The sequence below is a fragment of the Sphingomonas bacterium genome, from assembly GCF_903642285.1.
Taxonomy (GTDB): domain Bacteria; phylum Pseudomonadota; class Alphaproteobacteria; order Sphingomonadales; family Sphingomonadaceae; genus Sphingomonas.
In genome coordinates, this window is sequence record NZ_CAHJWJ010000018.1 from 12820 (window position 1) to 37806 (window position 24987).

The window sequence follows — 24987 nt, forward strand, 5'->3', positions numbered from 1 at the left end:
ACCGGTTGACGCGCAGGGGGTGGGGGCTTAGCGAACGGGCCTTAGCGACATCGCCGCCAATCTATGGAGTGCCCGCCGATCATGGCCGACGCCACGTCTTCGCCTGCGCCCCTTTCCGCTGCCCCCCAGCCCGCGGGCGCGACCGGCGTATTGGTGCTGGCGTCGGGGGACGTCGCCTGGGGCCGCGGCTTCGGCGCGGAGGGGCAGGCGGTCGGCGAGGTGTGCTTCCACACCGCGATGACGGGTTATCAGGAGATCATGACCGACCCGTCGTTCGCGGGTCAGATCATCACCTTCACCTTCCCGCACATCGGCAATGTCGGCGCGAACCCCGACGATGTGGAGGCGGACAATCCGCATGCGCTCGGCATGATCGTACGCGAGGACGTGACCGCGCCGTCGTCGTTCCGCGCGGTGGAACGGCTGGACGGCTGGATGAAGCGGCATGCGCGGATCGGCCTGTCGGGGATCGATACGCGCGCGCTGACGCGGCGGATACGCAGCGGCGGCGCGCCCAATGGGGTTATCGCGCATGCGGCGGATGGGGTGTTCGATATTCCCCTTTTGCTGGAACTGGCGCGGGCTTGGCCGGGGCTGGAGGGGATGGACCTGGCGGCGTCGGTGTCGACCGAGATGGATTATGGCTGGGACGGCGGCGTCTGGCGGCTGGGGTTCGGGTATGGGGAAGGCGAGGCCCCTGGAACCCGTCCTTCGACAAGCTCAGGACGAACGGGAGAGGGAGCGGAAGCGTCGCCCATCACCACCGTTCGTGCTGAGCCTGTCGAAGCACATGCCCCGGATACCAAACCCCACATCGTCGCCATCGACTACGGCTCCAAACGCAACATCTTCCGCAACCTGGTGAAAGCCGGTGCGAAGGTGTCCGTCGTGCCCGCCACCGCGAGCTACGACCAGATCATGGCGCTCGCCCCCGACGGCATCTTCCTGTCGAACGGCCCCGGCGATCCCGCGGCGACGGGCGCATACGCCGTCCCCGTGATCGCCAAGCTGCTGGAAACGGGCAAGCCGCTGTTCGGCATCTGCCTCGGCCACCAGCTGCTCGGGCTGGCGGTGGGGGCGACCACGACCAAGATGTTCCAGGGCCACCGCGGCGCCAACCACCCGGTCAAGCGGCTGAGCGACGGCGCGGTGGAGATCACCAGCATGAACCACGGCTTCGCAGTCGAGCGCGCCTCGCTGCCCGCGAACGTCCGCGAGACGCACGTGTCGCTGTTCGACGGGAGCAATGCGGGGCTGGAACTGACCGACCGGCCTGCGTTCAGCGTGCAGTATCATCCCGAGGCTAGCCCGGGGCCGCAGGATAGTCTGTATCTGTTCGAGCGGTTTGTGGGGATGCTTTGATGAATTCGGCGACTGATTACCTTGCTATGGCGGTTCTTCTTGGGCTCAGAACCGCGGCTGGATCAAGAGGTCTACCGCGCAATCGTGTTGGTCTAATCGAAGAGTTTGAAGACCGGTATGGCTGGCAGGCAGACCCCAGTGCGGTTCAAAAGGCACTATTAAAAGTTCAGGAGTGGGGTTTTTTGACGATTGTTCACGACCGTTATGCTGGTGAGGCATTGCGGTTCACGAAACTTTCAACTGATGAAACAATGATTAAATATATGCCGGACACGTTAGACGAGCTTTTCACGAAGGCACGGCTTGGCGGCATTCCATGGTTTAAAGACGTCTTCGGAAATAAGGAATTTTGGATCGATATTCACAACGATCCTGTACCTGACGACACATCCAAAAATGTTGACAGTCAGGAAGTTTTAATTGGAACCGATGTTCCGGCCTCAGACCGTATAGTTCGGATTGATGATAACCGGCCAGCGATAGACCTTCTTTCGGCCGATCTCCGTAGCATGGCGGAGGAAATTAGAGAGAGTAACGAGATATCAGAAGAATTAGGCGATGAAAAGGATGTAATATCTGGCGAAATAGCGGCTGCTGAGACGCTATTATCTAGATCTGCGTTCAGATTAAATAGCCTTTATATTTTGATTATGCCTGCCTTACGGTTTCTCGCCGAAAAGTTTGCATCGAACGCTGTTGGCGAAATGGCGAAGCGAATTATCTCGCATCTTTTTGGATTGGCTTAATGCCCAAACGCACCGACATTTCCTCTATCCTCGTCATCGGCGCAGGACCGATCGTCATCGGGCAGGCGTGTGAGTTCGATTATTCGGGCACGCAGGCGATCAAGGCGTTGAAGGAGGAGGGCTACCGGATCGTCCTCGTCAATTCGAACCCCGCCACGATCATGACCGACCCCGAACTGGCGGACGCGACCTATGTCGAGCCGATCACCCCCGAGGTCGTCGCCGCGATCATCGCCAAGGAGCGGCCGGATGCGGTGCTGCCGACGATGGGCGGGCAGACCGCGCTCAACACCGCGCTGGCGCTGTTCCGCGACGGCACGCTGGCGGAATACGGCGTCCAGATGATCGGCGCGGATGCCGATGCGATCGACATGGCGGAAGACCGGCTCAAGTTCCGCGACGCGATGGACCGGATCGGGCTGGAAAGCGCGCGCTCGGCGATCGCGCATACGGTCGAGGAGGCGCTGGCCGGGCTGGAGAAAACCGGGCTGCCCTCGATCATCCGGCCCAGCTTCACGATGGGCGGATCGGGCGGCGGCATCGCGTATAATCGCGAGGAGTTCCTAGAGATCGTCCGGCGCGGCCTGGACCTGTCGCCCACCACCGAGGTGCTGATCGAGGAATCGCTGCTCGGCTGGAAGGAGTACGAGATGGAGGTGGTCCGCGACCGGGCGGACAATTGCATCATCATCTGCTCGATCGAAAATGTCGATCCGATGGGCGTCCATACCGGCGACTCCATCACCGTCGCGCCTGCGCTGACGCTGAGCGACAAGGAATATCAGATCATGCGCAACGCGAGCATCGCGGTGCTGCGCGAGATCGGCGTGGAAACAGGCGGTTCGAACGTACAGTTCGCGGTCAATCCGAAGGACGGCCGGCTGATCGTCATCGAGATGAACCCGCGCGTGTCGCGGTCGTCGGCGCTGGCGTCCAAGGCGACGGGCTTCCCGATCGCGAAGGTCGCCGCCAAGCTGGCGGTCGGTTACACGCTCGACGAGATCACCAACGACATCACCGGCGCGACGCCCGCGTCCTTCGAACCGACGATCGATTATGTCGTCACCAAGATTCCGCGCTTCGCGTTCGAGAAGTTTAAAGGCGCGTCGCCCAATCTCGGTACGGCGATGAAGAGCGTCGGCGAAGTCATGGCGATCGGGCGGAATTTCCAGGAAAGCGTCCAGAAGGCGCTGCGCGGTCTGGAGACCGGGCTCAGCGGATTCAACCAGGTCGACCACCTTGTCGGTGCGCCGCGCGCGGAGATCGAGGCGGCACTGGCGACCGCGACGCCCGACCGGTTGCTGGTCGCCGCACAGGCGCTGCGCGAGGGGTTCACCGTCGCCGAGGTCGCCGCGATCGCGAAATACGATCCGTGGTTCCTGGAGCAGATCGCGGGCATCGTCGCGGCCGAGGAAGAGGTCGCCACCAATGGCCTGCCGATCGAGGCGGCGGGGCTGCGGCGGCTGAAGGCGATGGGGTTCAGCGACAAAAGGCTCGCCTATCTCGCGCTGAAATCCGCCAATCTGCGTGGCATGGAACGCGGGATCGCGCGCGGGTCGGGGCTGATCCACGATGCCGTCGTCGCGATGACCGGCGGCGTGACCGAGGACGAGGTGCGCGCGCTTCGCCACCGGCTGGGCGTACGGCCCGTCTTCAAGCGGATCGACACCTGTGCGGCCGAGTTCGACGCCAGGACGCCGTACATGTATTCGACCTACGAAGCCCCGAGCTTCGGCGAGCCCGAGAATGAGAGCCAGCCGACCGACCGGAAGAAGGTCGTGATCCTCGGTGGCGGACCGAACCGGATCGGGCAGGGGATCGAGTTCGATTATTGCTGCTGCCACGCCTGCTTCGCGCTGGAAGAGGCGGGCTATGAGACGATCATGGTCAACTGCAACCCGGAAACGGTGTCGACGGATTACGACACCTCCGACCGGCTGTATTTCGAGCCGCTGACCGCGGAGGACGTGCTGGAAATCCTGCACGTCGAGCAGCAGAACGGCACGCTGGCGGGCGTCATCGTCCAGTTCGGCGGCCAGACTCCGCTCAATCTCGCGCGCGCGCTGGAGGCGGCGGGCATCCCGATCCTCGGCACCTCGCCTGACGCGATCGACCTCGCGGAGGACCGCGAGCGGTTCGCCGATCTCGTGTCGAAGCTGAAGCTGCGCCAGCCTGCCAACGGCCTCGCGCGCAGCCGCGACGAGGCGATCGCGGCGGCGGAGCGGATCGGCTATCCCGTATTGATGCGGCCGAGCTACGTGCTGGGCGGTCGCGCGATGGAGATCGTCGACGGGCCGGCACAGCTCGACGATTATATCCAGACCGCGGTGCAGGTGTCCGGGGACTCGCCGGTGCTGATCGACCAATATCTGCGCGACGCGGTCGAGGTCGATGTCGACGCGATCTCCGACGGCACCGATGTCGTCGTCGCTGGCGTGTTGCAGCATATCGAGGAGGCGGGGGTCCATTCGGGCGACAGCGCCTGTTCGATCCCGCCCTACAGCCTCACCGCGGAGGTCATCGCGGAGATCGAGCGCCAGACCGTGCTGCTCGCGCATGCGCTGCGGGTCGTCGGCCTCATGAACATCCAGTTCGCGGTCAAGGACGAGCTGGTCTATCTCATCGAGGTCAATCCGCGCGCGAGCCGGACCGTACCCTTTGTCGCCAAGGCGATCGGCGCGCCGATCGCGAAGATCGCGGCCCGCGTGATGGCTGGGGAGATGCTGACCGACCTTCCGGCGATCGATCGGCATATTACGTATTATGCGGTCAAGGAGGCGGTGTTCCCCTTCAACAAATTTCCCGGGGTCGACCCGGTGCTCTCACCCGAAATGAAGTCCACCGGCGAAGTCATGGGGATCGCGAGCGATTTCACGACGGCGTTTGCCAAGGCGCAGCTCGGTGCCGGGACCGTGCTGCCGACGAACGGTGCGGTGTTCGTGAGCGTGAAGGACAGCGACAAGCCGTTGATCCTGTCGGGCGTCCGCGCGCTGGCGGAGAAGGGGTTCGGTATCGTGGCGACGGGCGGCACCGCGGACTATCTGATCGCCGCAGGCGTTCCGGTGGAGCGCGTCAACAAGGTCGCGCAGGGGCGGCCGCATATCGTCGACCGGATCAAGGACGGCGAGATCGATCTGATCTTCAACACGACCGAGGGCTGGCAAAGCCTGAAGGACTCCAAGCCGATCCGTCAGGCGGCGCTCGCGCAGCGCATTCCGTATTTCACCACCGCGTCGGCCAGCGTCGAGGCGGCAAAGGCCATTGCGGTGTCCGCGACGGCGAGCCTTGAAGTACGGCCGCTGCAATCCTATTATTCGCAATCGCATAATTGATCCCGACATCGACAGAATGATGTGTGGGCGGGCCGATACCGGACCGCGCGGGGTAATGGGAATTGGGGACGAAGCGATGGCGACCGTCGAAAAAATGCCGATGCTGCAGGAGGGCTATGCGACGCTGAGCGCTGATCTGAAGCGCCTGAAAGCCGAGCGCCCGCTGATCGTCGACGCGATCGAGGAAGCGCGGGCACATGGCGATCTGTCGGAAAACGCCGAATATCACGCTGCCAAGGAGCAGCAGGGCCAGAACGAGGCGACGATCTCCGACATCGAGGACAAATTGTCCCGCGCGCAGATCATCGATCCCAAGGATCTGTCCGGCGACAAGGTCGTATTCGGGGCGACCGTGACTTTGCTCGACGAGGACGAAAAGCCCGTCACCTATCAGATCGTCGGCCAGACCGAGGCGAATGCGAAGGTCGGGCGGATCAGCTATAATTCGCCGCTAGGCCGCGCGCTGATCGGGCGCAAGGTCGACGACGAGGTCGAGGTGACGGTGCCGTCGGGCGATCGCTACTATCTCGTGTCCAAGATCGCGTTTATCTGAGCGCCCTCCATCTTCGGGCGGCACCGGCAACCTGGGCGATCACCGGCGCGACGGTCCTGATATCCGCAGCCATCCTGCTTGCCGGACAGCTCGACCGGGCGGCGATCGAGTTGGGATTCATTCCTTTACGTGTCGCCGCGACATCATCGCCGCCGGATCATCTGTTCTGGGTCCCCGCGTGGCTGACGCCGCTGACCGCGACGCTGGTGCATGGCGGGATCGGGCATATCGCGTTCAATCTCGTGATGCTGGCCTATTGCGGGCAAGCGACCGAGAAGGTCGTCGGATCGGTCGGGATCACGATGCTCTACGTCGACGGCGCCTATTTCGCGGCGTTCGGCCAATGGGTTATGGACCCCTCGCTCGTCCAGCCGATGATCGGGGCGAGCGGTGCGATCTCTGCGGTGGTCGGGGCCTATGCGCTGCTGTTCGGCCGCCGTCGCGCAGCGGCGATCGGGCCCGTCTCCGGCGATGTGGTGCACATCGTCTGGCTGGCCCTCGCCTGGGTCGGCATCCAGCTGTTGATCGGCTTCGCCGGCATAGGCATGGGCGGAAATATCGCGATCGGCGCACATATCGGCGGGTTCATTGTAGGGCTGTTACTCGCGCGACCGCTGATGCTGTGGCGGTACCGGCACGCCTGAGCGGTGTTCGCGCTCAGCGACGGTGGTTGTGCTCCTGCTTAGGCAAGCCTGGGATACCACGCGCAACTCCGGTAAAATCTCGGCTCCTGCGGTCGCTGGAGAACAGCTACGCGTTCGCACCCTTCAGCATGTCCGGTTCAAGCAACCGGTGCATGTGAACGACGACGAACTTCATTTCCGCATCGTCCACGGTCCGCTGCGCCGCTGCACGCCATGCCTTTTCGGCGCTGGCATAATCGGGGAATACACCGACGATTTCGATCGATTTCAGATCGTCGAAATCCAGGCCGCGCGGGTCGCGAACGCGGCCGCCGAAGACGAGGTGAAGCTTGCTCATCCCCGTCTCCTAGCGGCTGACGTCCCCGGATAGAAGCGTCAACCGTGCTCGGCGGCAGATTTCGCCGCGGCGGTGCCGACATTCTGCGCAACCGTGACGAGACTTTCGACAAGCCCGCGTATCTGCGACTGGGCGGCGTTCTTGGTCAGGCCCATCTGACCCAGCTCGGTCTTGCCCGTCTCACGCGCCGCTGCGATCGCCGCCCGCGCACGCCCGCCAAGCGATTTGCCTACCGGCGCAAGCAATTCCTTCTCCTGCGCCGACCGCGGGAGCAGTGCGCCGATCAGCGCGCCAAGCGCCAGTCCACCGACCAGTATACCCAGCGGATTGGCTTCGATTCCTTCCGAAGCGCGGCGGGCGGCTTCAGCCGCCGCGTCGCGTGACACCTCGAGCGCGGTACCGGCTTTGTCCTTCACCAAAGCGAGGCCGCCGGCGGGCGGAGCGGACTCCGGTGCGTCATGCGCGAAGCGGCCATGCGAATCGCGAGCTTCGGTGTGAGTGGGGTCGGTCATGATGGTTCCTTCAACGGCGCGGGGGCTTCGCCCGGCTTGCTTACGGTGCGGCGGACGACCTTTGCGATCGGACGGCGGGCGAAGAACAGACCGGCGAGGAGCGCGACGCCAGCGACGATCGTCGGATTGCGACGCGCGCCTGCGACCCCGGCCTTCGCAGCGGCGGTGCTGCGATCCGCGATCTCGGTCGCCGTCGTGCGGGCCAGCGTCTTGGGATCGAGCTTTACCTGAAGCGTGCTGACCGTCGACGAGAGCCGTTCACGTGCAACCATGGCATCGCGTTCGGCCTCGACGAGACGCTTGGCCGGATCGGTCATGGCAAAACCTCCGGGCGGGGCGCGGCGAGGTGCCCCTTGCCGATGATTCCCAATACCGCCGCGATGACCAGGGTGGACACTATGACGACCGCGGTCGCATAGCCTGGCCCGATCCATGTCGCGATCGTCAGGATCAAACCGACCAGCAGTGCGATCAGCGCCGCCAATGCCAGAACGCCGGCGATGGCAAAGAAGATCGCCGCGCTTTTGTACGCGGCGATCCGCTCGCCGATGCGAGCCTTGACCAGAGCGACCTCCGCGGCCGCAAGGTCGCGCGCATCGCTGACGACGCGCGTGACGAGCGTCGATACGTTCTGATCGACTGCGGTGTCCTCCATCCCGAGCAGCGCCATCAATCCGCCGTCCCGCTAGCGTCGACACCCGACTGTACGAGCCGCGCGACCACGAAACCAAGCGCGGCGGCAACGCCGATGGCGACGGCAGGGCTCTTGCGCACGTAATGGCGTGCGTCGTCGACCAGCACATCGACATCCTTTGCCTTCAGCTGTTCGGCGAAACCAGAAACCTGGCCGGCAGCAGTGCGGGCATATTCGCCATATTGCGCGCCGAGCCGCTCGTCGATCTGACCGGCGGCGTCATGGAGCATCTGGGAAAGCTGATCGAGCGCGCCGGTCGCACGCTGCTTGCCGGTATCGGCGAATTCGCGTGCCTTGTCCGCGGCCTGAGCGCCGTATTTCGTCGCGTTGTCCTTGAAACCATCGGTTACGGAAGCCGACGCGGTCTTCGGCTCGGACGGCGTGTCGGTGGCCTTCGGTTCGACCGAAGACTCTGCCGTTTTCGGTTCGGCGGGGGGATCGGCCATATTAGCGTCGCTGATGGTCGTGTCGGTCATGCCAGCCCTTTCGAAACATATCGCCTTTCAACCCCGCCGCCCGAGCTGCGGTTCCATCGGCACGACGATTGCCGCGCTGACGATAGAAATGTAGAGCGCGCGCCATCTGGCGCAAAGTCTAGGAGCATCGTTACGTGACCGCAATCATCGACATTCATGCGCGCCAAATTCTCGACAGCCGGGGCAATCCGACGGTGGAGGTCGACGTGCTGCTCGATGACGGCAGCTTCGGACGCGCTGCGGTACCGTCGGGCGCGTCGACCGGGGCGCACGAGGCCGTCGAGAAGCGCGACGGCGACCGGGGGCGCTGGGGCGGCAAGGGGGTCGATCAGGCGATCGATGCGGTGAACGACGAGATCATGGACAAGGTCCTCGGCATGGACGCGGAGGATCAGGCGGATCTGGACCGCGCGATGATCGAACTGGACGGTACCGAAAACAAGGGGCGGCTTGGCGCTAACGCGATCCTGGGCGTCAGTCTGGCGGCGGCGAAAGCGGCCGCGGAGGCGCGGGGACTGCCGCTGTATCGCTATGTCGGCGGCGTGTCGGCGCACATCCTACCGGTGCCGATGATGAACATCATCAACGGCGGCGAACATGCCGACAACCCGATCGACTTCCAGGAATTCATGATCGTCCCGGTCGGCGCCTCGTCGCTGCTGGAAGCGGTGCGCTGCGGGTCGGAAATCTTTCACACGCTGAAGAAGGGCCTGAGCGATAAGGGCCTGTCGACCAGCGTCGGCGACGAGGGCGGCTTCGCGCCCAATATCGGCAGCACGACCGAAGCGCTCGATTTCATCATGGCGAGCATCGAGAAAGCCGGATACCGGCCGGGCGACGACGTCATGCTGGCGCTCGACTGCGCGGCGACCGAGTTCTTCAAACAAGGCAAATACGATATCTCGGGTGAGGGCCGGATCCTCGACAGCCATGAGATGGCGGAATATCTCGCCGACCTGACTCGCCGCTACCCGATCTTCTCGATCGAGGACGGCATGGCGGAGGACGATTGGACTGGCTGGAAGGCATTGACCGATCTTATCGGCGACAAGGTGCAACTGGTCGGCGACGACCTTTTCGTGACCAACCCGAAGCGATTGAAGAAGGGCATCGCCGATGGCGTTGCGAACTCGCTGCTGGTGAAGGTCAACCAGATCGGAACACTGACGGAGACGCTGGAGGCGGTGTCGATGGCGCAGCGGGCGGGCTATACCGCGGTGATGTCGCACCGGTCCGGCGAGACCGAGGATTCGACGATCGCCGATCTGGCGGTCGCGACCAACTGCGGGCAGATCAAGACGGGTAGCCTGGCGCGGTCGGATCGGCTCGCCAAATATAACCAGCTCATCCGTATCGAGGAGGAACTGGGCGAGGCCGGGCGTTATGCGGGGCGCGATATCCTGATCGGGGCTTGATTCGCCGGTCTTTTTACGATTCAACGCTTGCGATGAAAAAGCCGTCTCCTTTCGCGAACACGCTGCGCCGCGCGGCGGTGCCGGCGACCGGTCTGACCCTGATGGCTTTTTTCGGGGCTTATGCGATTCTCGGCCCGAACGGGATGTTCGCCTATGGAGACTATCGGCGGAAACTGGCGGCGCACGAGCGTGATTATACAGCACTCGACCAGAAGCGCACCGTCCTCCGCAATCGGGTCGCACTGCTCAATCCGGATCATGCCAACCCCGATATGGTCGACGAGATGGTTCGCAAGGAACTGAACGTGACGCATCCCGACGAAGTGATCGTGCCGCTCAAATAAATATCTCCCTCACCGGGGAGGGATTTGGTCATCTTCCCAGGAAGGTCAGCAGATCGTTCGTCAGCCGATCGCTTTCCGTCACGTTCAGCCCGTGCGGTGCGCCGTCATATTCGACCAGCTGGCTGCTGCTGATGCCGCGCGCAGCGGCGCGACCCGACGCGTCGATCGGAACCGTCTTGTCGCCGGTGCCGTGGACGATCAGCGTCGGTACACGGAATGCGGCCAGATCGGGGCGGAAGTCGGTATGCCCGAACGCTTCGGCACAGGCCAAGGTCGGCTTCAAACCCGCCATCATCGCAAGCGCGGCGGAATGATCGACCTGTTCCTGGCTGACCGGGCTGGATAACATGCCGACGCCGTAGAATTGCGGAACGAACGTATCGCGAAAGAACTTCGCGCGGTCGGTCTTGATGCCCGCCGCAATCTGATCGAACGTCGATTGCGGCGTACCATCGGGATTGTCGTCGGTCTTCAGCATGTACGGCACAACGGACGAGATAAGACCGGCGGCGATCGCACCTTTGCCGTCATGGCGGCTCATATACCGTGCCACTTCGCCGCCACCCATCGAGAAGCCGACGATCGTCGCGTCGCTGTCCGCGCCCGTCGCCGCCATGACGTCGGCCAGGTCGTCCGCCAGCGTATCATAGGTATAGCCATCCCATGGCTGGGCGGATCGACCGAACCCGCGCCGGTCATAGGCGATGGCCCGGAAACCGGCATTCGCCAGCGCCATCGCCTGGGGGTCCCAGCTGTCGGCGTTGAGCGGCCAGCCATGGAGGAGGACGACGGGTCGTCCGCGACCCCAGTCCTTGACGTAGATATCGGTGCCGTCGCGGGTCTTTACGTAGGGCATCGTGGTTCCTTTGCGCGGGCTCGTGAAAGCCTAACGAGGACGTGCGTTCGGTGTTCCCATGGCGCGTCATCACGCGATCGCCATAAGCATGGTACCGATAGGGTCGACCGGGCCTAACGGGTCGTCTTCAATGTCGGCACCGCATCCAGCGTTTCGGTCTGCCCCGGATTGCGCATCGACGGTCGCAGCCGCGCTACGCTGCACAGGCCGGCGACGAGGGCGAACCCCGCCGCCACCAGCGTCGGCACGAAATTCGTGCCGACGCCGATCGCCAGCAACGCCGCGACCATTGTGGCCCCGGTCGTTTGTCCGACCAGCCGAACCGTCGATACCAGGCCGCCCGCCGCGGCGGCGCGCGCGCGCGGGGCGGAGCCGATGATCAGCCGCGCGTTGGGCGGCATGAACGTCCCGAACCCCGATCCGCACAGCGCCATCCGCCAGGCGATGTCGAAATAGGTCGGGTGTGCGGGCAGAAGCGCCAGCAGAATGAGGGCACCGATCGAGATCGCCATGCCGATCCCGCCGAGCAGCCCCGCCGGGACGCGGTCCGACAATGTCCCCGCGAGCGGGGCGACGATCATGTTGGTCAGCGGCCACGGTGCGATCGCAGCACCGATCGCCGCCGCGCCGAAACCCAGTTCATGCAGGCGGAACGGCGTCGACACCAGCAATGTCATCGATGCGATGAAGGCGGTGTATGCGCCGATCACCGACAGCGTGAGGACGGGCTGCGCGAGGAGATCGAGCGGCAGGATCGGGTTCGGCTCACCGCGCTCGCGCCGCACGAATGCATAGCCGATCAGCGCGCCGGTCAGCACGATCGCGGCCGAGACCACCGGGCTATGGCCGTGCACCGCGGTCTCCAGCCCGCCGATCACCAGCCCGAACATCGCCGCGCACATCACCGCACCCAGCACGTCGAACGGCGCATCGCGCGGCGGCGGATCGGGCAGCGCGCGGCCGAGAATCAACGACCCGATCGCGAACGGCACCGCGCTGGCGAAGACCCATGGCCAGGGCGCGACCGCCAGCACGAGCCCGCCGATCGTCGGTGCAGCGGCGGCTGAACTGGCGACGACGACCGAATTAACGCCCAGTCCCCTACCAAGCTGCTTGGCGGGATAGATCTGCCGAAGCAACGCGGACGACAGGCTGAGCGCCGCCGCCGCACCGATCGCCTGCGCCGCGCGGACGATCAGCAGGAAGGCGAGACTCTTGGCGAAGAAGCACAGGATCGTCGCGATCGTGAAGACCAGCTGGCCCCATTGGTACATCCGCTTCAACCCGACCCGCTCGCCCAGCCCCGCGAACGGCAGCAGCAGCATGACGAGCGTCAGCTGGTAGATCGTGACGATCGACACCACCGCGCTCTGGTCGACATGCAGGTCGCGCGCGATCGTCGGCAGCGCGACATTGGCGACGCCGCCATCGATCACGATCAGCGCGGTCCCGAACGAGATCGCGCCGATGGCGTAGAAGCGGCGGGGATAGGGAAGGCCGTCTGAGATCATTCTTACAAACCCGTCACCCCGGCCTTGAGCCTGAGCCCGACGTGCCGCAAACAATAAGCGATTTGCTATGCGGATCGATGGACCCGGGAACAAGTCCGGGTTGAGGGATGAGGAATTGGCATGCGCTGGACTTTTTTGGCAACCGCGATGCTTGCGAGCACCACCGCCTTCGCCCAGACCGCGCCGATGACCAAAGCCGACACCGCCGCCGACCCCTATATCTGGCTGGAGGACAAGGACGGCGCAAAACCGCTTGCCTGGGTCGAGGCGGAGAATGCCAAGACGCTGCCGCGGCTCGAGAACGACCCGCGCTACGCGACCTTCCATGCCGAAGCGCTGGCGATCGCGGCGGCGAAGGACCGGATCCCGATGCCCGAACAGCGGTTCGGCCGGATCTACAATTTCTGGCGCGATGCCGATCACCCGCACGGCATCTGGCGCTGGACGACCGCCGCCGGCTACGCAGGCGTCACGCCCGACTGGACGACCGCGCTCGATCTCGACGCGCTCGGCAAGGCCGACGGCAAGCAATGGGTCTACAAGGGTGCGACGTGCCTCCAGCCCGAGGAACGGCTCTGCCTCGTCGCATTGTCCGAAGGCGGCGAGGACGCCGTCACCTATCGCGAGTTCGATCTGGCCAAGGGCGCGTTCGTCGAGGGCGGGTTCGTGCTGCCCAAGTCGAAGCAGGGCGCGGCGTGGATCGATGCCGATACGCTGATGGTCAGCCGCGACTGGGGCGCGGGAACGATGACCGCATCGAGCTATCCGTTCGTCGTGAAGCTGCTGAAACGCGGTCAGACGTTGGCCGCCGCGACCGAAGTGTATCGCGGCGAACCCGGCGATCAGCTCGGCACCTACGCTTCGACCCTGACCGACGCCAAGGGCAATCACGTCGTCTTCATCGAGCGCCAGAAGACGTTCTTCGGCAGCGACAAGCTGGTGTGGACCGCGAAGGGTGGCGCGAGGAAGCTCGACATCCCGGCGCGCGCGAACCCGCAGGGGATGATCGACGGGCATGTCGTCTTCCAGACCAGCGACCCCTGGGGCTCGGTGCCCGCGGGTGCGATCGCGGCAGTGCCGCTCGCGCAGATCAACGGCGGAACGGCGACGCCGAGCGTGATATTCGCGCCGAACGCGCGCCAGGCGATCACCGGCAGCGACACGACGCGCGACCGGCTGGTCGTGCTCTACACCGACAACGTCAACGGTCGCGTCGCGATCTATACGCCCGGTGCCGGTGGCTGGACCGCCCGGCAGATGGCGCTCCCCGATAACGCAAGTTTCGGCGTGGCCGGGACGAGCGACCGCAACGACCACGCCTATCTGGCGACGACGGGGTTCCTGACACCGACGACGCTGGTGTCGTTCGATACCACCAGCGCCGCGGCCCCGGTGCCGGTCAAGGCGCTGCCGGCGAAGTTCGACGCGTCGAACGACGTCGTCGAGCAGTTCGAGGCGACCTCGACCGACGGCACGAAAGTCCCGTATTTCGTCGTCCACAAGAAAGGCGTGGTACTCGACGGCACCACCCCGACGATCATGACCGCCTATGGCGGCTTCCAGATCCCGATGCTGCCGAGCTATGCCGCGACGATCGGCAAGCTCTGGCTCGAACGTGGCGGCAGCTACGTCCTCGCCAATATCCGCGGCGGCGGGGAGTTCGGCCCGGCGTGGCACGATGCCGGCCGCAAGACGCATCGCCAGGTGATCTATGACGATTTCGCCGGCGTCGCGAAGGATCTGTTAGCGCGGAAGCTGACGAGTGCGGCGAAGCTCGGCATCTATGGAGGCTCCAACGGCGGGTTGCTGATGGGGGTGGAATTCAACCAGCATCCCGACCTCTGGAAAGCGGTGGCGATTCAGGTCCCGCTGCTCGACATGGTCCGGTACGAGGGGATCGAGGCAGGGGCGTCCTGGGTGGACGAATATGGATCGGTCGCCAATCCGGAAGAGAAGGCGTTTCTCCAGACGATCTCGCCTTATCAAAATCTGAGGCGGGGCGTCGCCTATCCCGAGCCCTATATCTGGACGACGACCAAGGACGACCGCGTCGGGCCGCAACATGCGCGCAAGTTCGCCGCGCGGATGAAGGAATTCGGGCTGCCCTATCTGTTCTACGAGGACACTGCGGGCGGCCATTCGGGGGATGCGGATATCGCGCAGGGCGCACGGCTTCAGGCGCTGCAGATGACCTATTTCGCGCAGAAGCTGCTCGGACCGGCCGGGTAGCTATTTCCGCGCGGGGCAGGCTCCGACGCGACGGCCGGCGATCGTCCCGGTGAACCCCATCTTCCCGTTCTCGCCGACCGTCGTCGTTGCAAATCGAAGGTCGTATCGTTCCGGCGTCCAGGTACCCGTCAGCTGGACGGTGCCCGGTGCATCGCCGGCCGCCTGTCCCGGGCAATTCGCCCGGATATCGACTCGCCCGTTTGCGATCGCACCCTGCGACACCGCGCAGCCGGTGCCCGAGTCCCGCGCGAACCAGCGTGCGGGATCGGCGGCCTCGGCGGGGGACATGCACACCGATTGCGGGCCGTTCGCGGTATAGGGCAGATCGCCGAGCGGCCGACCGTTTAGCGTCGCGCCGACCGGAACGGTATCGACCCGCCACAACCCGGGTGCGAGCCGTGCCGCCGGTGCCGCCGCGCCCCCGATCGCGATCGCGGCGATACCCAGCAGGATCGATCTCATGACGCCACTCCTCCATCGCCCGCCGCCTTGTCCGCACATTCGACCGCGGAGGCAAGGCGTCATCGACTGGTAAGGCGGGATCGACCTGCACGGACGAATGGCGCATGACCGGCGCGGGAGAATGCGCATGGAGCAGCGGGTAGACGGCGGCGGTGCGGAGCGCAGGCGGACGATCGCCCGCTGGCTGCTGGCGTCGTTCTACGCCGTGGCCGGCGTGGGGCATCTGCTCGCGACCGATGCCATGGTGCGGATCGTACCGGACTGGGTGCCGTTCCCGCATGCGGTGGTGATCGCGACGGGGGTGTGCGAGCTGGCGGGTGTCGTCGCACTGCTCACGCCGCGCTGGCGTCGTCTCGCCGGCTGGGCCTTCGCCGCCTATGCGGTGTGCGTCTACCCGGCGAACGTCAAGCACGCGATCCACGATCTGGGTACGGGAACCGGCCTGCCGATCTGGTATCACGGCCCGCGATTGCTGCTGCAGCCGCTGATCGTGTGGTGGGCACTGTGGGCGAGCGGGGCGGTGACGCTGCGCCGCCGCTAAGTTTACAAAGGTGATGGTAGTGCGCAAGATTCACGGCTCCCACCCGCCGGGGCGTCGACCCATGCGCGCGCGGGTATTCAGCGCCGCCATCGCCATCCGGTTGTCGAAGCGGTGGATGCGCGCGACCTCCCGCCCGGCGTAGAAGCGCGGCACGGTATAGCCGTTGATTCCCCGCTGCATCGCGAGCGACAGCGCGCGGGTAAAGCCCTCGTCCTGCGCCGCGTCCCACGCCGCCGCGAAGCTCTCCGCGCCGGGACGATCGCGCAGCCGATAGGCCGACTGCGCCGACATCCCCACCGCCCGCGCCGCCGCCGATACGACGCCGGTGACGGCGAGCACCTCGATGAACCCGCGCTGCCGCGCGGGCGTCCATCCGTCGTGGCGGACGCGGGCGAGCGCGACGGGCGTGAAGTCATAGGGTTCGGGGGCGGGTTCAGCGTGGGTCATCGAACAGGGTATGTCGGGGGCGGGCCGTGTAGGACAGGGTTTTGTGGGGAGCGCATCCGTCATGCCGGGCTTGTCCGGGCATCCATGCCGCGGCACGTTCCTCGACCGATGGGGAGAGCCGACCCCGCGTCTACATGGCTTGAGCGTGACAGACGCCGCGGCGAAATTGCACGTCACGCGGCAGGCGATGAGCAATCTGCTGGGGGCCGGGCGGGGCTGTCGGTCGAGATGGCGATCCGGTTCGAGAAGGCGTTCGGGCTGAGCGCCGACACGCCGATGCGGATGCAGGCGGGGTATGATCTGGCGCGGGAGGGGGCGATCGAGGTGGAGCGGGTGGCAGCTTAGTGCGACCTTTCAATTAGCTAAGCCGTTCGGCCCGACGGCAATACGACATGAATTGGATGCAGCGTCGGTAGTCCGCTGCGAGGTTACGCCGCCCGCAGCACCTGAAATGGCAATGCCGATGTCTCCAGCGTGGTCAGGTCGAGTTGCTTCGACGCATGATCGATGTCGATGCCGACAATCCCGCCTTCCGAATCAAAGTCGAGATTGACGTTATCCGTCGCCGCGCGGGTCTCGACGCTGTCGCCAGCGGACAGTTCGATGTAGAGGCTGTCAGTATCCGGGTAGTAATGCAGCTTCATGCATCGGCGTCCTTATAATCGCGGTCGAAGAATGCGTTGTGGACGGTCTCGCCGTCCGTCAGCGTGACAACGCGCCGCATATACGCCTTGCCGCGCTCAAGCTCAACGCGTCTCCAGAAGCGGACTCGGCCATCCTCTTGCTCTCCGATTGCGCGGCATCGGCAAGCGTTTGCACAATCCACGCGTCGCGCAGATACGGCCGTTTCTCTCGGACCTGCTCGGCGAAATAGCGCGTAGTCTTCACGTCATCCCACCGTGACAAACGAATCCATCACCCGCTTCCGCCCGGCACTCTCGAAATCGATCTCCAACTTGTTGCCTTCGATCTCCGCGATATCGCCGTAGCCGAACTTCTGGTGGAACACGCGCTGGCCGACGGACAGGTCGCTGCGGCCCTTGTTGCCCAGACTGACCGCGGAGGTCCGCGCCTCCACCACGCGCGAGGGTTCGCGGACGAAGCCGCCGACCGTCGCCGCACGCTGCCAGCCGGGGCCGCGGCCGGTGCCGCGGGCGATGTCCGCGAACGGGTCGGCGCGTTCGCTCCAATTCGCCTGCCACAGGCTCGCGCCGCCCGACATCGTCGTTTCCGCTTCGTGATGTTCGCTGGGAAGTTCGCCGACGAAGCGGCTGGGAATGCTGGAGTTCCACTGACCGTAGATGCGCCGGTTCGCGGCGTGGAGGATCGTCGCGCTGCGCCGGGCACGGGTGATCGCGACATAGGCGAGGCGGCGTTCCTCCTCCAGCGCGCGGGTGCCGCCCTCGTCGATCGCACGTTGCGAGGGGAACAGCCCTTCCTCCCAGCCGACCAGGAAGACGGTGTCGTATTCCAGACCCTTGGCGGCGTGGATCGTCATGATCGTGACCTTGGGATCGTCGCGGCCACCTTCATTGTCCATGACGAGCGACACGTGTTCGAGGAACGCGCCGAGCGACTCATATTCCTCCATCGCGCGGACGAGTTCGGACAGATTCTCCAGCCGCCCCGCGGCGTCGGCCGACTTCTCCGCCTGGTACATCGCGGTATAGCCGCTCTCGTCGAGCAATTGCCGCGCGAGTTCGGCGTGCGGCATCGATTGCGCCATGTCGCGCCAGCGCGCGATGTCGCCGACCAACCGGCCGAGCGCGTTGCGCGCCGCGCCGGTCAGTTCGTCGCTGTCGAGGATGCGCGCCGCGGCGATCGTCAGCGGCACGTTCAGCGCGCGCGCCAGCTGATGGACCTTCGCCACCGCCTTGTCGCCGAGACCACGCTTGGGCACGTTGACGATCCGCTCGAACGCCAGATCGTCGGCGGGCTGGTTGACGACGCGCAGATACGCCAGCGCATCGCGGATCTCGGCGCGTTCGTAGAAGCGAAAACCGCCGACGATCTTGTACGGCATGCCTATCGCGATGAACCGGTCCTCGAACTCGCGGGTCTGGTGCTGCGCGCGGACGAGGATCGCGATGTCGTTCAGCGACGTGCCGCCGCGCCGCGCCGTCTCGATATCGTCGCCCACCCGGCGCGCTTCCTCCGGACCGTCCCAGACGCCGACGACGCGGACCTTTTCGCCCGCGTCGATCTCGGTCCATAATTGCTTGCCGAGCCGGCCGCTATTGTGCGCGATGACGCCCGAAGCGGCACCGAGGATATGCGGGGTGGAGCGGTAATTCTGTTCGAGCCGGATGACCTTCGCGCCCGGAAAATCCTTCTCGAACTTCAGGATGTTCTCGACCTGCGCGCCGCGCCAGGAATAGATCGACTGGTCGTCGTCGCCGACGCAGGCGATGTTGCGCCGTTCCTGTGCGAGGAGCCGCAGCCAGAGATACTGGACGCTGTTGGTGTCTTGGTATTCGTCCACCATGATGTAGCGGAAGCGCTGCTGGTACAGCTCCAGCACGTCGCGGTGCGTCTTCAGGATGACGAGCATGTGGAGCAGCAGATCGCCGAAATCGCAGGCGTTCAGCGCCTTCAGCCGAGCCTGATAGGCCGCATACAGCTCCCCGCCGCGGCCGTTGGCGTAGCGTTCGCTTTCGCCCGCATCGATCTCGCGCGGACTCAGACCGCGATTCTTCCAGTCGTCGATCACGCCGCCCAATGCGCGCGCAGGAAAGCGCTTCTCGTCGATGTCGGCGGCGAGGATCAGCTGTTTCAGCAGCCGCAGCTGATCGTCGGTATCGAGGATCGTGAAGTTCGATTGCAGCCCGACCAACGCCGCATGCCGCCTGAGCATTTTCGCACCGATCGCGTGGAAGGTGCCGAGCCACGGCATCCCCTCGACCATGTCGCCGACCAGCCGCCCGACCCGGTCGCGCATCTCGCGTGCGGCCTTGTTGGTGAAGGTGACGCTCAGGATCTCGGATGGATACGCCTTGCGCGTATACAGCAGGTGCGCGAGGCGGGCCGTCAGCGCCGCGGTCTTGCCCGTACCCGCACCCGCGAGCATCAGCACCGGCCCATCGGTCGTCAGCACCGCCTCGCGTTGCGGCGGGTTCAGGCCTTTGAGATAGGGCGGGTCGGTCGGCTGGGCGGCGAGGCTGGTCACCGGCGAACAAGTAGTGAACGTGGCGGGTTAGGGCAACCGTCGTGCGGGGTGATGGCGATCGATCCGGCGTAAAAGGATGGCGCGCCCGATTGACGCACAGCCCCCCCGGCAAGGGCCGGGGCCCAGCTGCAAGACCATCATTGGGAAGCGACGACCTCGACAATCATGAACAGCGCACCTGGGCCCCGGCCTTCGCCGGGGAGGCGGACGCTAAACGGCTTCAGCCCGTAACAACGTAATCCGCGCCTTGCTGTGGACGCGCGTCGCATCCACGGCGAAACCGGCCAGCGCGATTTCCTCCGCCTTCGCGCTTTCGATGCTGATCCAGGTCGCAGGCCCGGTCCAGCCGAGCCGCGACAGCTTGTCGAGCGCAACCACGCCGGCCCCGGTGCCATAGGGCGGGTCCATCATCACGATGTCGAGCGGCGCGGGGGCGGGGCCGAGCGCCATCACCGATGTCGCGCGGACATCGGCGCGCGCGCCCAGCCTGGCGAGATTGGCCTTCAGCGCGTCGAGTGCGGCGCGGTCCTGTTCGACGAACAGGCACGCCGCGGCACCGCGCGACAAGGCCTCGATCCCCAGCGCCCCCGATCCGGCGAACAGGTCCGCGACCGCCAGTCCCTCGAAACTGCCGACGCGGCTCGTCAGCATCGAGAACAGCGCCTCGCGCATTCGGTCGGCGGTTGGGCGGGTCGCTTCGCCCCTGGGAGCGGCGAGCGGACGGCCGCGCCACGCGCCAGCGATGACGCGCATCAGCCCCGGTCCCTCGGCGTCTTGCCCCGCGGCGTCTTGTCCTGCGGCGTCCTGGACGGCCGTCCGCGGCCCCCCGCCGGGCCCTTGCCGGGTGCGGGCTTGGTCGAGCGCGGACGCTTGTCGCTTACCGCGCTTCCGTCCGCGCGAATCCGGGTCGAACCCGCGGGCTTGGCCGGGCGCGAGGATTTGCCGGGGCGATCGGCCGCCGGTGCGTCGGATCGCCGGGCAGCGCCGCGCGTCCCGCGAGACGCGGCGACGGCGTCTCCGTCTCTCGGCGGCCGGGCCGGGTGCTGCGCTGCGGCTTCGGCGGGCGGGCGTCGGTCGTCGGCGCGCGGTGGCCTGGTCGTCAAGGCTTCCCCGACCCGCGTCGATCGTTCGGTACGGAACCGGCGGGCGCTGGGTTCCTGGCGCGCGGGCCCGGCGGAACGCGGCGCGCGATCGACGGGTGGCGGCTTGCGCGGGGTCGCGGCAGCGCGCGGTTTCGACCGTGCCTCCACCGCGATCGTGGCACCGGGCGAATCATCGCGCGACCGGCCGTGGCGGACATCGCCGAGCGCACGGCGGAACGCGGCGAGGTCGTGTTCGCCGACTTCTCCGACCTCGCCCGGGCCCAGTTCGCCCAGGACGAACGGGCCGTAGCGCGTGCGGATCAGGCGGCTGACCTGCAATTCGAGATGTTCCAGTACGCGGCGGACCTCGCGGTTCTTGCCCTCGGTCAGGATCATCTCGATCCAGACATTCGCGCCCGTCCGGCGTTCGATGTTCGCGTCGATCGAACCGTAGCGGATCCCCTCGATCTCCACGCCTTCCGCCAGACCCTCGAGCTGCGCCTGCGTCACCTGCCCGTAGGCGCGCGCGCGGTAGGCGCGCTCGACACCGGTCGAGGGCAATTCCAGCTGACGTTTGAACCCGCCGTCGGTGGTCAGCAGCAATAGCCCCTCGGTCGCGAGATCGAGACGACCGACGGGCACGACGCGCGGCAGGTCGTCGGGCAGATGTTCGTAGATCGTGGGTCGCCCCTTGGGATCGCGCTCGGTCACCAGCAGCCCTTGGGGCTTGTGGTACAGGAACAGCCGGGTCGGCTCCGCTGCCTGTACGGGATTGCCGTCGACGGTGACGCCGGCCAGCGAGGTCAGCACCGTCGCCGGCGTGTCGAGCACTGCGCCGTCGATCGCGATCCGACCCTCCGCGATCATCCGTTCGATCTCGCGGCGCGATGCGATCCCGGCGCGCGCGAGAAGTTTGGCGATGCGGTCGCCGTCGCGCGGCGTGTCGGTTTCGGCGCGCGGGGCCTTGATCCTGGTCGTCATCGGGCGGCTGATACAGGCTTATGCACGGGTCACCGAATAAAATTGCGACCGACGTGGTCAACGCGCGTTAAGGCGCGCAGGCACAGGGACGTATCGAGGCGGGCACCCCGCCGGGGAAAAGGCGGGCATGATGTTCATGCGGAAGAAGCGGTCGATCGTCCGGCTCCTCGTCGTCGAGGACGAGCCGCTGATCGCCTTCGATACCGAACATGTCCTGACCGATGCCGATTTCACGATCGTCGCGACCGTCGACCGCGTCGCGGATGCGCTGGCGGTCATCGAAAGCGGCGCGACGATCGATCTGGTGCTGGTCGATGTCAGTCTGGCGGACGGATCGGGGATCGACGTCGCACGCGCCGCCTATGGCCGCGGGGTCGCGGTGATGTTCGTGACCGGCAACTGCCCGGTCGACGCGCATTCGTTCGCGACCGGGTGCCTTGCGAAACCCTATGCCCCGCGCGACCTGCTCGGGTCGATCGCCGCGATCGAGGCGACTCGCGGCGGGCAGACGCCCAAGCGGCTGCCGTCGGGCTTCACGCTGTTCGCGGCGGCTTGAGGCTGCCACTAGCCAGCGCCTGCTATCCCGCTAGAGTTATCCGCATGCAGGGTGGGAGATTGGGGTGGCGGACCAGGACAGGCGATCGGACGGCGGGTCAGCGGTCGCGACGCTGAAGGGTTATTTTGCTCCGGCACCGCTTGGTGCTTTCCTGTTGGGTATTTCGAGTGGCTTTCCGCTCGTGCTGCTGCTGTCGACGATGTCCTACTGGCTGTCGCGCGTCGGTGTCGACAAGAAGACGATCGGTTTCGCCTTCGCGCTCGGGACGCCTTACACGCTCAAATTCCTGTGGGCACCGATCATCGACGGCGTGTCGATCCCGATCCTCGCCAAGCTGGTCGGGCAACGCCGTGCCTGGCTTTACGCCGTACAGGCTCTGTTGGTCGTCGCGGTGATCCAGCTTGGTGCAAGCGATCCGGTGCATCATATCGGACGGTTCGCGCTTTGGGGGGTCGTCATGGCGTTCCTGTCTGCGACACAGGATATCGTGATCGACGCATACCGGATCGAAACGCTGGCGGATGACGAACTGGCGCAGGGGACCGCAACGAACCAAGTCGGCTATCGGACGGGTAATCTGCTTGCCGGTGCGGGGACTGTCTGGCTGGCATCGACCGAAGGTCTCGGGTTGGGCTGGGCATCGGGATATGCGGTGACCGCAGCCCTTGTGCTGCCCGGTGCGATCGCCTCGATCTGGCTTGGGCCCGGCAAGCGAACGGCGGTGCGTGAACCGTTCAGTGCGGCTACCTTCGTCCATTTCCTGCGACACAATGTCGTCGCGCCCTTCCTGGATTTCTTTCAGCGCCGGGGGGCGTGGCTGATCCTGCTGTTCGTGCTGACGTATAAGCTGGGCGATGCGGTCGGGCAGAATATGCTGTCGCCGATGGTCGTCGCACAGGGATATTCGGATACCGATTTCATCGCGATCAACAAGCTGGTCGGCTTTTGGGCGTTGGTCATCGGATCGCTGATCGCGGGCGGATTGATCGCACGGTTCGGGATGGTCCGGCTGCTGTTCGGGGCGGGGGTCATCATGATGGTCGCCAATCTGATGTTCGCCAGCGTCGCGCTGACGGGACATTCGCGGGCGCTGTTGGCGACGGCGGTCGGGACGGAGAATCTGTTCGCGGCGATCAGCCTTACGGTCTTCGCGACCTATCTGGCCGGTCTGTCCAACACCGCCTTTACCGCCACCCAATATGCATTGTTGTCCAGCGTGGCGGCGATCGGGCGGACCTTTGCGACGACGCCCTCGGGGTATGTCGCCAGCGCGCTTGGCTGGCCGAGCTTTTACGTCTTCTGCTGCTGCCTCGCCATTCCGGGGCTGACATTTCTGTGGCTCATGCAGCGCGCGGGGTTCGTCGTCGAAAGCGTTCGGCAAAGCGGCGTAGAGGAACCGGAAAGCGCGCCCGATGCGCGGGCCGCCGTCAGTCGGGCACCTGATCGTTGAGCCGGAGCGTGTCGCCGGCCAGGTAGAGCGATCCCGCCACGAGGACGCAGCGCGGTTCGCCGGTCTGTCCGATACGATCGATCGCATCGGCGACCGACGCGGCGGTGCCGGCCGCAAGTCCGAACGATTGGGCGACACCGGCGAGGATGTCGGGCGCATGATGCAGATGACCCGGTACCGGTACCGCGATCGCATCGCGCAGACCGGGGGCCAACGCGCGGAGGACGCCCGTCGCGTCCTTGTTCGCGAGCATCCCCAGCACCAGTGTCGCGGCCCCTTGCGAGACGCTTCGAAGCGCCTTCGCGACCGGAATCGCGGCGGAGGGGTTGTGGGCACCGTCCAGCCAGACCGCGCTGCCCGCGGGCAGGCGATCGACCAGCGGACCGGGGGCAAGCCGCTGCATCCGCGCCGGCCACTGCGCCCATTCCGCCGCTGCGCGCATCGCCGCCTCCGGAATGTCCAGCGCGCCCTGACGACGCAGCATCGCGATGGCGAGCGCCAGGTTGCGCGACTGGTGTGCGCCGACCAGCCGCGGCCGGTGCGTGACGACGGAAAATCCGGGGTCGGTATACCGCATCGTCGACCGCGCGGTCTCGCTCGACCAGTCGCGTTTGCGGGCGAGCACGGGCGCGCCCGCCGCGGCAGCGACCGCCGCGATGCGGGCGCGCAGCGGCCGCGCATAGTCCATCGTGACGAGCGGCACGCCGCGCTTGGCGATCCCCGCTTTCTCGCCCGCGATGCCGATCAGCCGGTCGCCGAGGAAGGCTTCATGGTCGATGCCGAGCGCGGCGATGCCGGTCACCACCGGTGCGACGACGTTGGTCGCATCGAGCCGCCCGCCGAGCCCGACCTCGACGATCGTCGCGGCCGCGGGATGGCGGGCAAAGGCCAGGAATGCGGCGGCCGTCGTGACCTCGAAGAAGCTGGGCGCGATATCGTCGGCCGCGTCGAGAACCTCCGCGAGCAGCCCCGCGAGCGTGGCATCGTCGACCAGCCGCCCGGCGATCCGGATTCGTTCGTTGAAATGGACGAGGTGCGGACTGGAATAGACATGCACTTTGTACCCCGCCGCCTCGATCGCGGCGCGCAGGAACGCGCAGGTCGATCCCTTGCCGTTGGTTCCCGCGACGTGGAAGACCGGCGGCATCGCACGGTGCGGATCGCCGAGGCGCGCGAGGAGCGTGACGATCCGTTCCAGGCCGAGGATGTCGGCACCGGGGGAGAGGGTGGCGAGGCGGTCGAGTTGCGCCTGGACGGCGGGATTGGTGGAGGTGGCGTGATCCGGCATGAC

The 24987-nt window shown here is 65.8% G+C and carries 25 protein-coding genes; 11 read left to right on the forward strand and 14 right to left on the reverse strand.

What is annotated here, in order from left to right; all coding sequences use genetic code 11:
• The first annotated feature begins 81 nt into the window (after positions 1 to 81).
• From carA to HUU99_RS10215, 5 genes are all read left to right on the forward strand, one after another.
• Complete coding sequence (gene carA / locus HUU99_RS10195) at positions 82 to 1362, forward strand: glutamine-hydrolyzing carbamoyl-phosphate synthase small subunit (RefSeq protein ID WP_174286476.1); 1281 nt, start codon at positions 82 to 84, stop codon at positions 1360 to 1362.
• Positions 1362 to 2108 (forward strand): hypothetical protein, encoded by a 747-nt coding sequence (locus tag HUU99_RS10200; protein WP_174286477.1) that lies wholly within the window; start codon positions 1362 to 1364, stop codon positions 2106 to 2108. The genes carA and HUU99_RS10200 overlap by 1 nt, the downstream gene beginning before the upstream one ends.
• A complete protein-coding gene (carB, locus tag HUU99_RS10205) occupies positions 2108 to 5440 on the forward strand; it encodes a carbamoyl-phosphate synthase large subunit (RefSeq protein ID WP_174286478.1) in 3333 nt (1110 codons plus the stop codon). Before HUU99_RS10200 ends, carB begins: the two co-directional genes overlap by 1 nt.
• 76 nt (positions 5441 to 5516) lie before the next feature.
• Entirely contained in the window at positions 5517 to 5993 is a 477-nt protein-coding gene (gene greA, locus HUU99_RS10210; RefSeq protein WP_174286479.1) for a transcription elongation factor GreA, read from the forward strand.
• A 110-nt stretch (positions 5994 to 6103) separates the two neighbouring features.
• A complete protein-coding gene (locus HUU99_RS10215; RefSeq protein ID WP_254603116.1) occupies positions 6104 to 6637 on the forward strand; it encodes a rhomboid family intramembrane serine protease in 534 nt (177 codons plus the stop codon).
• A 106-nt stretch (positions 6638 to 6743) separates the two neighbouring features.
• On the opposite strand, the gene HUU99_RS10220 is transcribed toward HUU99_RS10215, so the two are convergent.
• From HUU99_RS10220 to HUU99_RS10240, 5 genes are read right to left on the reverse strand one after another with little or no spacing between them, the layout of a single operon-like run.
• Positions 6744 to 6974 (reverse strand): DUF4170 domain-containing protein, encoded by a 231-nt coding sequence (locus tag HUU99_RS10220; RefSeq protein ID WP_174286480.1) that lies wholly within the window; start codon positions 6972 to 6974, stop codon positions 6744 to 6746.
• A 38-nt stretch (positions 6975 to 7012) separates the two neighbouring features.
• Positions 7013 to 7486 carry a hypothetical protein gene (locus tag HUU99_RS10225; RefSeq protein ID WP_174286481.1) on the reverse strand — a complete coding sequence of 158 codons (474 nt, stop codon included), beginning with the start codon at positions 7484 to 7486 and terminating at the stop codon, positions 7013 to 7015.
• Positions 7483 to 7803, reverse strand: coding sequence for a DUF3618 domain-containing protein (locus HUU99_RS10230; protein ID WP_174286482.1), 321 nt, complete (start codon positions 7801 to 7803; stop codon positions 7483 to 7485). Before HUU99_RS10230 ends, HUU99_RS10225 begins: the two co-directional genes overlap by 4 nt.
• The gene (locus tag HUU99_RS10235) at positions 7800 to 8156 is read right to left on the reverse strand and encodes a phage holin family protein (RefSeq protein ID WP_174286529.1); all 357 of its coding nucleotides are present in this window, start codon (positions 8154 to 8156) and stop codon (positions 7800 to 7802) included. Before HUU99_RS10235 ends, HUU99_RS10230 begins: the two co-directional genes overlap by 4 nt.
• Positions 8156 to 8656 (reverse strand): hypothetical protein, encoded by a 501-nt coding sequence (locus tag HUU99_RS10240; protein WP_174286483.1) that lies wholly within the window; start codon positions 8654 to 8656, stop codon positions 8156 to 8158. Before HUU99_RS10240 ends, HUU99_RS10235 begins: the two co-directional genes overlap by 1 nt.
• A 134-nt stretch (positions 8657 to 8790) precedes the next feature.
• Here HUU99_RS10240 and eno point away from each other — a divergent pair, with 134 nt between their 5' ends.
• Both eno and HUU99_RS10250 read left to right on the forward strand, forming a co-directional pair.
• Positions 8791 to 10071, forward strand: a complete 1281-nt coding sequence (eno, locus tag HUU99_RS10245) for a phosphopyruvate hydratase (protein WP_174286484.1) — start codon at positions 8791 to 8793, stop codon at positions 10069 to 10071.
• Positions 10072 to 10103: 32 nt separating this feature from the next.
• A complete protein-coding gene (locus tag HUU99_RS10250) occupies positions 10104 to 10415 on the forward strand; it encodes an FtsB family cell division protein (RefSeq protein WP_254603117.1) in 312 nt (103 codons plus the stop codon).
• 28 nt (positions 10416 to 10443) lie between these two features.
• On the opposite strand, the gene HUU99_RS10255 is transcribed toward HUU99_RS10250, so the two are convergent.
• On the reverse strand, positions 10444 to 11271 hold the full coding sequence (locus tag HUU99_RS10255) for an alpha/beta fold hydrolase (protein WP_174286485.1): 828 nt from the start codon (positions 11269 to 11271) through the stop codon (positions 10444 to 10446).
• Positions 11272 to 11384: 113 nt separating this feature from the next.
• Entirely contained in the window at positions 11385 to 12782 is a 1398-nt protein-coding gene (locus HUU99_RS10260) for an MFS transporter (RefSeq protein ID WP_174286486.1), read from the reverse strand.
• 120 nt (positions 12783 to 12902) lie between these two features.
• On the opposite strand from HUU99_RS10260, the gene HUU99_RS10265 reads away from it, so the two are divergent.
• On the forward strand, positions 12903 to 15011 hold the full coding sequence (locus HUU99_RS10265; RefSeq protein ID WP_174286487.1) for a prolyl oligopeptidase family serine peptidase: 2109 nt from the start codon (positions 12903 to 12905) through the stop codon (positions 15009 to 15011).
• On the opposite strand, the gene HUU99_RS10270 is transcribed toward HUU99_RS10265, so the two are convergent.
• The gene (locus HUU99_RS10270; RefSeq protein WP_174286488.1) at positions 15012 to 15473 is read right to left on the reverse strand and encodes a DUF3617 domain-containing protein; all 462 of its coding nucleotides are present in this window, start codon (positions 15471 to 15473) and stop codon (positions 15012 to 15014) included.
• A gap of 127 nt (positions 15474 to 15600) precedes the next feature.
• Here HUU99_RS10270 and HUU99_RS10275 point away from each other — a divergent pair, with 127 nt between their 5' ends.
• On the forward strand, positions 15601 to 16014 hold the full coding sequence (locus tag HUU99_RS10275; RefSeq protein ID WP_174286489.1) for a DoxX family protein: 414 nt from the start codon (positions 15601 to 15603) through the stop codon (positions 16012 to 16014).
• A 30-nt stretch (positions 16015 to 16044) separates the two neighbouring features.
• On the opposite strand, the gene HUU99_RS10280 is transcribed toward HUU99_RS10275, so the two are convergent.
• The 5 genes from HUU99_RS10280 to HUU99_RS10300 all read right to left on the reverse strand — a co-directional run bounded on the left by HUU99_RS10280 (position 16045) and on the right by HUU99_RS10300 (position 21576).
• Positions 16045 to 16461: a hypothetical protein gene (locus HUU99_RS10280; RefSeq protein ID WP_174286490.1), complete on the reverse strand. Its 417-nt coding sequence runs from the start codon at positions 16459 to 16461 to the stop codon at positions 16045 to 16047.
• Between the two features lie 428 nt (positions 16462 to 16889).
• The gene (locus HUU99_RS10285) at positions 16890 to 17105 is read right to left on the reverse strand and encodes a DUF2283 domain-containing protein (protein ID WP_174286491.1); all 216 of its coding nucleotides are present in this window, start codon (positions 17103 to 17105) and stop codon (positions 16890 to 16892) included.
• A gap of 245 nt (positions 17106 to 17350) precedes the next feature.
• Positions 17351 to 19627: an ATP-dependent helicase gene (locus tag HUU99_RS10290; RefSeq protein WP_174286492.1), complete on the reverse strand. Its 2277-nt coding sequence runs from the start codon at positions 19625 to 19627 to the stop codon at positions 17351 to 17353.
• 210 nt (positions 19628 to 19837) lie between these two features.
• On the reverse strand, positions 19838 to 20380 hold the full coding sequence (rsmD, locus tag HUU99_RS10295) for a 16S rRNA (guanine(966)-N(2))-methyltransferase RsmD (RefSeq protein WP_174286493.1): 543 nt from the start codon (positions 20378 to 20380) through the stop codon (positions 19838 to 19840).
• The gene (locus HUU99_RS10300; RefSeq protein ID WP_438827180.1) at positions 20380 to 21576 is read right to left on the reverse strand and encodes a pseudouridine synthase; all 1197 of its coding nucleotides are present in this window, start codon (positions 21574 to 21576) and stop codon (positions 20380 to 20382) included. The genes rsmD and HUU99_RS10300 overlap by 1 nt, the downstream gene beginning before the upstream one ends.
• Positions 21577 to 21817: 241 nt before the next feature.
• Here HUU99_RS10300 and HUU99_RS10305 point away from each other — a divergent pair, with 241 nt between their 5' ends.
• Both HUU99_RS10305 and HUU99_RS10310 read left to right on the forward strand, forming a co-directional pair.
• Positions 21818 to 22246, forward strand: a complete 429-nt coding sequence (locus HUU99_RS10305; protein WP_174286495.1) for a response regulator — start codon at positions 21818 to 21820, stop codon at positions 22244 to 22246.
• A 64-nt stretch (positions 22247 to 22310) separates the two neighbouring features.
• Positions 22311 to 23696, forward strand: a complete 1386-nt coding sequence (locus HUU99_RS10310) for an AmpG family muropeptide MFS transporter (protein WP_254603118.1) — start codon at positions 22311 to 22313, stop codon at positions 23694 to 23696.
• Here HUU99_RS10310 and HUU99_RS10315 read toward each other — a convergent pair.
• On the reverse strand, positions 23674 to 24984 hold the full coding sequence (locus tag HUU99_RS10315) for a bifunctional folylpolyglutamate synthase/dihydrofolate synthase (protein ID WP_174286496.1): 1311 nt from the start codon (positions 24982 to 24984) through the stop codon (positions 23674 to 23676). The genes HUU99_RS10310 and HUU99_RS10315 overlap by 23 nt on opposite strands.
• Positions 24985 to 24987 lie beyond the last annotated feature (3 nt).